5 protein-coding genes are annotated in these 8,608 nt (G+C 68.6%); 4 read left to right on the top strand and 1 reads right to left on the bottom strand.

Annotation, left to right across the window (positions count from 1 at the left end):
- Positions 1 to 17: 17 nt before the first annotated feature.
- From dnaE to tilS, 3 genes are all read left to right on the top strand, one after another.
- Complete coding sequence (dnaE, locus tag IBX53_RS12905) at positions 18 to 3,524, top strand: DNA polymerase III subunit alpha (RefSeq protein WP_290909876.1); 3,507 nt, start codon at positions 18 to 20, stop codon at positions 3,522 to 3,524.
- Positions 3,525 to 3,636: 112 nt separating this feature from the next.
- Positions 3,637 to 4,590, top strand: a complete 954-nt coding sequence (gene accA, locus IBX53_RS12900) for an acetyl-CoA carboxylase carboxyl transferase subunit alpha (protein WP_290909874.1) — start codon at positions 3,637 to 3,639, stop codon at positions 4,588 to 4,590.
- Between the two features lie 6 nt (positions 4,591 to 4,596).
- The gene (gene tilS, locus IBX53_RS12895; RefSeq protein ID WP_290909872.1) at positions 4,597 to 5,916 is read left to right on the top strand and encodes a tRNA lysidine(34) synthetase TilS; all 1,320 of its coding nucleotides are present in this window, start codon (positions 4,597 to 4,599) and stop codon (positions 5,914 to 5,916) included.
- On the opposite strand, the gene ppx is transcribed toward tilS, so the two are convergent.
- On the bottom strand, positions 5,888 to 7,402 hold the full coding sequence (ppx, locus tag IBX53_RS12890; protein WP_290909870.1) for an exopolyphosphatase: 1,515 nt from the start codon (positions 7,400 to 7,402) through the stop codon (positions 5,888 to 5,890). The two genes, tilS and ppx, sit on opposite strands and share 29 nt — an antisense overlap.
- Before the next feature lie 425 nt (positions 7,403 to 7,827).
- On the opposite strand from ppx, the gene rho reads away from it, so the two are divergent.
- Positions 7,828 to 8,608, top strand: a 781-nt coding sequence (gene rho, locus IBX53_RS12885) for a transcription termination factor Rho (protein WP_290909868.1), incomplete at its 3' end; no start/stop codon positions are given.

Raw genomic sequence — 8,608 nt, 5'->3', positions numbered from 1 at the left:
CAAGCCCCGAGCTCCCTATGACCACGCCCTTCGTTCATCTCCGCGTCCACACCGAATACTCCCTGGTCGACGGCCTGGTGCGGCTCAAGCCGCTGGTCAAGGCGGCCGCCGGGCACGGCATGCCGGCGCTGGCCGTCACCGACGAGGCCAACCTCTTCGGCCTGGTCAAGTTCTACAAGGGCGCCCAGGGCGCCGGGCTCAAGCCGATCATCGGCGCCGACCTGTGGCTGGCCAACCCCTTCGACGAGGGGCACCCCTATCGGCTGACCCTGCTGGCCATGAACGATGTGGGCTACCGCAACCTCACCGAGCTGATCTCCCGGGGCTGGATGGAGGGGCAGCGGCTGGGGCTTGCCGAGCTCAGGCGCGACTGGGTGCTGGCCCAGAGCGAGGGGCTGATCGCGCTCTCCGGCGGGCGCGACGGCGAGATCGGCCGCCACCTGCTCAGCGACCACGGTGCCGAGGCCCGCGAGCTGCTGGCGGAGTGGAACGCCGCCTTTCCCGGCCGTTTCTACCTGGAGCTGACCCGCACCGGCCGGCCCCTGGAGGAGGAGTGTCTGCACCTCTCGGTGGCGCTGGCCGTGGAGACCGGCACCCCGGTGGTCGCCACCAACGACGTGCGCTTCCTCGAGAAGGAGGACTTCTGGGCCCACGAGACCCGCGTCGCCATCGGCGAGGGGCGGGCCCTCAACGACCCGCGTCGCGAGCGCAAGTACACCGAGGAGCAGTATCTCAAGAGCCCCGAGGAGATGGCCGAGCTGTTCGCCGACATCCCCGAGGCGCTGACCAACAGCGTGATGATCGCCGCCCGCTGCAGCGTCGAGGTACGCCTCGGCGAGATCTTCCTGCCGGAGTTCGAGATTCCCCAGGGGATGACCCAGGACGAGTTCTTCCGCAAGGTCTCCCACGACGGGCTCACCGAACGCCTTGACTTCCTGTTCCCCGCCGAGCGCTACCCCCGCGACGGGGCCGAGTTCGCCGAGATCGACGCCCGCTATCGCAAGCGGCTCGATTTCGAGCTCGACATCATCATCCAGATGGGCTTTCCCGGCTACTTCCTGATCGTGATGGACTTCATCCAGTGGGCGAAGGACAACGACGTGCCGGTGGGCCCCGGCCGCGGTTCCGGCGCCGGGTCCCTGGTGGCCTACGCCCAGAAGATCACCGATCTCGACCCCATCGGCTACGACCTGCTGTTCGAGCGCTTCCTCAACCCCGAGCGGGTCTCGATGCCCGACTTCGACGTCGACTTCTGCATGGAGAAGCGCGACCGGGTCATCGAGTACGTGGCCGACCGCTACGGCCGCAACGCCGTGTCGCAGATCGTCACCTTCGGCACCATGGCCGCCAAGGCGGTGGTGCGCGACGTGGCCCGCGCCCAGGGGCGTCCCTATTCGCTGGGCGACAAGCTCTCCAAGCTGATTCCCTTCGAGGTGGGCATGACCCTGGCCAAGGCGATCGAGGCGGAGCCGGCATTAAAGGAGTTCGTCGAGAACGACGACGAGGCCGGCGAGATCTGGGAGATGGCGCTCAAGCTCGAGGGCATCACCCGCGGCACCGGCAAGCACGCCGGCGGCGTGGTGATCGCGCCCACCAAGCTCACCGACTTCTCGCCGCTGCTGTGCGACGAGGATGGCGCGGGACTGGTCGTGCAGTTCGACAAGAACGACATCGAGGAGGCCGGGCTGGTCAAGTTCGACTTCCTCGGCCTGCGCACCCTGACCATCATCGACTGGGCGCTGGCGATGGTCGACAAGGTGCGTGCGGTGGAGGGCCAGGGGCCGCTGGCGATCGAAAGCATCCCGCTGGATGACGCCCGGACCTTCGAGATGCTCAAGCGCGCCGAGACCACGGCGGTGTTCCAGCTCGAATCCCGCGGCATGAAGGAGCTGATCAAGCGGCTGCTGCCCGATTCCCTGGACGACATGATCGCCCTCGTCGCCCTGTTCCGCCCCGGCCCGCTGCAGTCGGGCATGGTGGACGACTTCATCAACCGCAAGCACGGCCGGGCCGAGATCTCCTACCCCCACCCGGACTACCAGCACGAGCTGCTCAAGCCGGTGCTCGAGCCCACCTATGGCATCATCCTCTACCAGGAACAGGTGATGCAGATCGCCCAGGTGATGGCGGGCTACAGCCTGGGTCAGGCCGACATGTTGCGTCGCGCCATGGGCAAGAAGAAGCCCGAGGAGATGGCCAAGCAGCGCGCCGGCTTCATGGAGGGCTGCGCGGCCAACGGCATCGACAAGGACCTGGCGGGCAACATCTTCGACCTGGTGGAGAAGTTCGCCGGCTACGGCTTCAACAAGTCCCACTCCGCGGCCTATGCGCTGGTCTCCTACCAGACCGCCTGGCTGAAGGCGCACTATCCTGGCCCCTTCATGGCGGCGGTGATCTCCACCGAAATGGACAACCTCGACAAGGTGGTGCCGCTGATCGAGGAGTGCCGCAACCTCAAGCTCACCGTGACGCCGCCGGACGTCAACGTCGGCGAGTACAAGTTCACCGTGGATACCGAGGGGCGGGTGGTCTACGGCCTGGGGGCGATCCGCGGCGTGGGCGAGGGGCCCATCGGCGCCATCGTCGAGGCCCGCGAGGCGGAGGGTCCCTTCGGGGACCTCTTCGATTTCTGCCGCCGCGTCGACCCGAAGCGCATGAACAAGCGTACCCTGGAGGCGCTGATCCGCTCCGGGGCGCTGGACAACCTCGGCCCCGACCGCGCCGTGCTGGCCGCGGCCCTGGATGACGCCCTCAAGGCCGCCGCCCAGACCCAGACCAACCAGAACCTGGGCATGATCGACATGTTCGGTGAGGCCTTCGTCGACGAGGAGGCCCAGGGTGGCGACGTCTACATCGAGTATCGGCGGGTGCGCGAATGGACCGACAAGGAGCGCCTGGCCGGCGAGAAGGATACCCTGGGGCTCTACCTGACTGGCCATCCCATCGACGAGTACGAGAAGGAACTCGAGCGCTTCGTCTCCACCCGCATCAGCGACCTCAAGCCCTCCCGGGAGCCCCAGCGGGTGGCGGGCCTGGTGGTGGGGGTGCGCACCATGAAGTCGAAGCGCGGCGACACCATGGCCTTCCTGACCCTGGATGACCGCACCGGGCGCATCGAGGCGTCGCTGTTCGGCGAGCTCTATGACCAGCTGCGCGGCCAGATCGAGGCGGATCAGGTGTTGATCATCGAGGGGGAGGTCTCCTCCGACGACTACTCCGGGGGCCTGCGCCTGCGCGGCAAGGAGATCACCCCCATGGTGGCGGCACGCACCCGCTACGGGCAGGCGGTGGAGCTCTCCCTGGACGGCGCGGCCATCAATGGCCGGCTGGTGGACTCCCTGCGGGCGAGCCTCGACCCCCACCGCGACGCCGAGGGCCTGCCGGTGCGCCTGCGCTACCGCAACGCCGAGGCCACCGGCTGGCTGGAGCTCGACGCCGCCTGGAAGGTCTCGCCCACCGACGATCTGCTGATCCGCCTGCGCGAGGTGCAGGGCCAGGACGGGGTGCGGCTGAAGTACCGCTGAGGCGTCGCCTTGCGCCGCTCGTTGAGGGTGCGATAATGCCAGCCACCTCATTTTTCGCGCCGCGCCTGGCCTCGATGGGCAGGGCGGTGAAATACGACAAGGCATTCGGCCAATGAACCCCAATTATCTTGACTTCGAACAGCCCATCGCCGAGCTCCAGGCCAAGATCGAGGAGCTCCGTCTGGTCGGCAACGACAGCCAGGTCAGCCTCAGCGACGAGATCGAGCGCCTCGAGGAGAAGAGCCGCCGGCTCACCGAGTCCATCTTCAAGGATCTCTCTCCCTGGCAGGTCTCCCAGCTCTCCCGTCACCCCCAGCGGCCCTACACCCTGGACTATCTGGAGCACGTCTTCACCGACTTCGACGAACTCCACGGCGACCGCCACTTCGCCGATGACGCCGCCATCGTCGGTGGCGTGGCGCGCCTCGATGATCGCCCGGTGATGGTGATCGGCCACCAGAAGGGGCGCGAGGTGAAGGAGAAGGTGCGCCGCAACTTCGGCATGCCGCGCCCCGAGGGCTATCGCAAGGCATGCCGCCTGATGGAGATGGCCGAGCGCTTCAGGATGCCGGTGTTGACCTTCATCGATACGCCGGGGGCCTACCCGGGCATCGATGCCGAAGAGCGCGGCCAGTCCGAGGCCATTGCCCACAACCTGGCCGTCATGTCGCGCCTGCGCACGCCGATCATCGCCACCGTGGTGGGCGAGGGCGGCTCCGGCGGGGCGCTGGCCATCGGCGTCTGCGATGAGCTGGCGATGCTGCAGTACTCCACCTACTCGGTGATCTCCCCCGAGGGCTGTGCCTCGATCCTGTGGCGCAGCGCCGACAAGGCCTCCGACGCCGCCCAGGCCATGGGCGTGACCGCCGAGCGCCTCCGGGAGCTGGGCTTCGTCGATACCCTGATCCCCGAGCCGCTGGGCGGCGCCCACCGGCAGCCGGTCACTGCCGCCGAGCGGGTCAGGGACGCACTGCTCGCGAGCCTCGAGCGCCTTGACGCCATGGATACCGACGCCCTGCTGGCGCGTCGATACGAACGCCTCATGAGCTACGGCGCCCCTGCCTGAGCCGTCATGTCCCTGCAGTCATTGATCGACAGCGCCCTGGCCCAGACCCCGCCGGGGCGTTGTGTCTGGGTGGCCCTCTCCGGCGGCCTCGATTCCGCGCTGCTGCTGACGCTCACCGCCGAGGCGTGCCGCCGTCATCCCCGTCCGCTGCGAGCCCTGCACGTGCACCACGGCCTGCAGGCTGCCGCCGACGGCTTTGAGGTCCACTGCCGGCGACTCTGCTCGCGGCAGGGCGTACCGCTGTTCGTCGAGCGGGTCGATGTCGACTTCGCCACGGGACGGGGCTTGGAGGGGGCGGCCCGGGAGGCCCGCCATGCTGCCTTCGCCCGTCGTGTCGCCCCCGGCGAGACCCTTTGGCTGGCCCAGCACCGCGATGACCAGGCCGAGACCTTCCTGCTCGCCGCGCTGCGTGGCAGCGGCGTGCGCGGCCTGGCCGGCATGCCGCCGGCGCGTGCCTGGCGGGGCAGGGTGCTGGCGCGACCGCTGCTGGCGGTCTCCCGGACCGAGCTCGAGGCCGAGGCGGCTCGGCTGGGGCTGGCCTGGGTGGAGGACCCCTCCAACGCCGATGAGGGCCTGGATCGCAACTACCTGCGTCACACCGTCTTGCCGGGGCTGACGGCGCGCTGGCCCCGCGCCGCCGCGTCCCTGTCGCGCAGCGCCGCCCTGGCCGGGGAGGCCGATGGGCTGCTAGGCGAGCTGGCCGAGCTCGATCTCGAGCGCCTGGGCGGCGAGCCGGCCCGCCTCTCCGTCATGGCGCTGACGGCGCTTTCGGCGGCCCGCCAGCGACTGCTGGTGCGCCACGTCTGCGCGCGACTGGGCCTGCCGACCCCGCCGGCGGCCCGCCTGGCGACGCTGCTGGAACAACTGGCCTCGCGAAGGGATGCCGAAGCGCGTGTGGCCTGGGCGGGCGCCGAGGCGCGGGTCTGGCGCGGAGGGCTCTACCTGCTGGTGCCGCCGTCCTCGCTGCCGGAGGGCTGGGAAACGCGCTGGCGCGGCGATGGGCCGCTGACGACCCCGTTGGGGGGGTGTGACGTGCGGCTGCTGCCGGATGGGCCTGGGGGGGGCGCCGCGCTGCGCCTCTGTCCGCGTCGTGGCGGCGAAAGACTCGATCTGGCGGGTCGCGGCTCTCGCGACCTCAAGCGGCGACTTCAGGAACTGGAGATACCGCCCTGGGAGCGCCAGCGGCTGGTGGTGGTGTGGCAGGGAGAGACGGTGGTGGCGCTGCTCGACCCCGTGAACGAGCGCTGGCTCGGGGTGGCGCCGGGATGGCGGGGGGAATCGCCATGGAGACCCGGGCTCAGGGCGTCGAGACCAGTTCCAGGCTGAAGCCGGCGTTCTGCTGGTAGGTGAATTCCTGCTCCAGGTCGGTGAGCAGCAGCATGGGGTCTTCGCCGGGTGCGAGCCACAGCCGCAGCACCTCGCCGTCGGCCTCCAGGCGCGGCGGGCCGGGCGGTTGTTCCGGCCGGCTGTGGTTGAGCAGCACCGCCAGGCGCAGCAGGCGGGCCAGCTGCGCGTGGGAGCGCTGCACGGAGGCAGGCAGCGCCTGCCACTCACGGGTCGGGAACTTGCGGCGGTGGGCGCGCACCAGGAAGGCCAGCAGGCGCTGTTCCGGGCGCGAGAAGCCGGCCAGGTCGGAATGCTCCAGCAGGTAGGCGCCGTGGCGGTGGAACTGGCTATGGGAGATCGCCAGCCCGATCTCGTGCAGGCGGCTGGCCCAGCCGAGGAAGCGCGCCTGGTCGTCGTCCAGGTCCCAGGCGTCGCGCACCTGGTCGAACAGGGCAGCGGCGCTGCTGGCCACGTTGGCGGCCTGGCGTTTATCCACCCCGTAGCGGCGCTCGAGCAACTCGAGGCTCTTGAGTCGCGAGTCTTCCGGGCTGTTGCGCCCCGCCATGTCGTAGAGCACTCCCTCGCGCAGGGCGCCGTCGGCGTAACGCATCTGCTCGAGGCCGAAGGCTTCGAAGACGGCACCGAGTACGGCGATGCCGGCGGGGAAGACCCGCGCTCGATCGGGCTTTAGCCCCTCCAGGCTGACCCTGTCGAGGCGCTTGCACTTGATCAGCCGCTCGCGCAGGGTGGTCAGCCCCTTCCGGGTGATAACGCCCTCGGTGGCGTCCCCGGCGGCATGGATCACCGCGGCGGCCGCCTTGATGGTGCCGCTGGAGCCGACGGGATCCTCCCAGCCCAGCTCTCGGTACTGGCGACGGATATTGGCCAGCTCCGAGAGCGCGGCCAGTTCGGCCTTGCGCATGCGCTTGTCGGTGATCTCCCCGTTGTCGAAGAAACACCGGGTAAAGGTCACGCAGCCCATGCGCAGGCTCTCCAGCGCCTGGGGTTCGAAGTGTTCGCCGATGATGAACTCGGTGGAGCCGCCGCCGATATCGACGATCAATCGGCGCCCCTCCTCGGCCAGGGCGTGGGCCGCCCCCAGGTAGATCAGGCGCGCCTCCTCTCGCCCGGCGATGATCTCGATGGGACAGCCCAGCAGCGCCTCGGCGCGCTCGATCAGTGCCTGGCTGTTGGTCGCATCCCGCAGGGCATTGGTGCCCACCACCCTCAGCTGCCCCGGGGCGATGTCCTCCACGAAGGGAGCGAAGCGAGTCAGGCAGCCCAGTGCGCGCTGCATGGTGTCCTCGTCGAGCAGTCCCTCGTCGTCGAGGCCGGCGGCCAGTTGGACCTTTTCTCCCTGCCTTGCCACCACCTGCAGGCGCTCGTCCTGGTAGTTGGCGACCAGCAGATGGAAGCTGTTGGAGCCCAGGTCGATGGCGGCGAGGCGTCGGGTAGGGGGCAGGGCCGGCTCCACTGGCGAGGTCATGGTGAGTCCTTGACGTTGTCTGAGGGAGAAAGGTTGCGGTGCGCCCCCCGCCCTGTCAATCGCCGAGGGGCTTGCGTTCCCCAGGGGCCTTGTCTAGTATCGTTACGTTCGCCTGTTTCGAATGCTTTCCGACCGTCCTGCGGCGATCCCGTCTCGGTCAACTCCAAGTCGTCAGTCAGCCCACAATGCCCAGCGATACCCGGCCAAGCCGTAGCCGCTGGTCAGGCGAAAACGAATCTGCTCCCTCGACTCCCTTATCGGCCGGCTACCCCCTGCGGTTGCTTCCCCCATGGCCATCTGGATACAAGATGACGAGTGATACCTCTCAGGGCTCTGAACGCACCTCACGCGGCGCTATCGTCTCGCCTCCCGCCACACGCGGCGCACCGACGCCCGGCTTCCACGAGCAATCTCTGATCACACCGATGAATCTTACCGACCTCAAGCAAAAGTCCGTGCCGGATCTCCTGGAGATCGCCCGCGAGATGGGCATCGATAACCTGGCTCGCTCCCGCAAGCAGGACATCATCTTCGCCATCCTCAAGAAGCATGCCAAGAGCGGTGAGCCGATCTACGGCGATGGCGTGCTGGAGATCTTGCAGGACGGGTTCGGCTTCCTGCGCAGCGCCGACAGCTCCTATCTGGCCGGGCCCGACGACATCTACGTCTCGCCCTCCCAGATCCGGCGCTTCAACCTGCGCAAGGGCGACTCCATCTCCGGCAAGATTCGGCCGCCCAAGGAGGGGGAGCGCTACTTCGCGCTCCTGAAGGTCAATGACATCAACTTCGACCGGCCGGAGAACGCCAAGCACAAGATCCTGTTCGAGAACCTCACGCCGTTGTTCCCCGATGAGCGGCTGCGCATGGAGATCGGCAACGGCTCCACCGAGGATCTGACGGCGCGGATCATCGATCTCACGGCGCCCATCGGCAAGGGCCAGCGCGGCCTGCTGGTCTCCCCGCCCAAGGCGGGCAAGACGCTGATGCTGCAGAACATCGCCACCTCCATTACCCGCAACAACCCCGAGTGCCATCTGATCGTGCTGCTGATCGACGAGCGCCCGGAAGAGGTGACCGAGATGTCGCGCACGGTGCGCGGCGAGGTGGTGGCCTCGACCTTCGACGAGCCGCCGGCGCGTCACGTGCAGGTGGCCGAGATGGTGATCGAGAAGGCCAAGCGCCTGGTCGAGCACAAGAAGGACGTGG

It is taken from the genome of Halomonas sp., assembly GCF_014859505.1.
Classification (GTDB): domain Bacteria; phylum Pseudomonadota; class Gammaproteobacteria; order Pseudomonadales; family Halomonadaceae; genus Halomonas.
This window is presented reverse-complemented; position numbering and strand designations above follow the sequence as displayed.

What these genes read in the sequence shown, in the direction of transcription:
- dnaE (WP_290909876.1), top strand. Translation starts at nt 18, where the DNA reads ATGACCACGCCCTTCGTTCATCTCCGCGTCCACACCGAATACTCCCTG.
- accA (WP_290909874.1), top strand. Translation starts at nt 3,637, where the DNA reads ATGAACCCCAATTATCTTGACTTCGAACAGCCCATCGCCGAGCTCCAG.
- tilS (WP_290909872.1), top strand. Translation starts at nt 4,597, where the DNA reads ATGTCCCTGCAGTCATTGATCGACAGCGCCCTGGCCCAGACCCCGCCG.
- ppx (WP_290909870.1), bottom strand. Translation starts at nt 7,402, where the DNA reads ATGACCTCGCCAGTGGAGCCGGCCCTGCCCCCTACCCGACGCCTCGCC.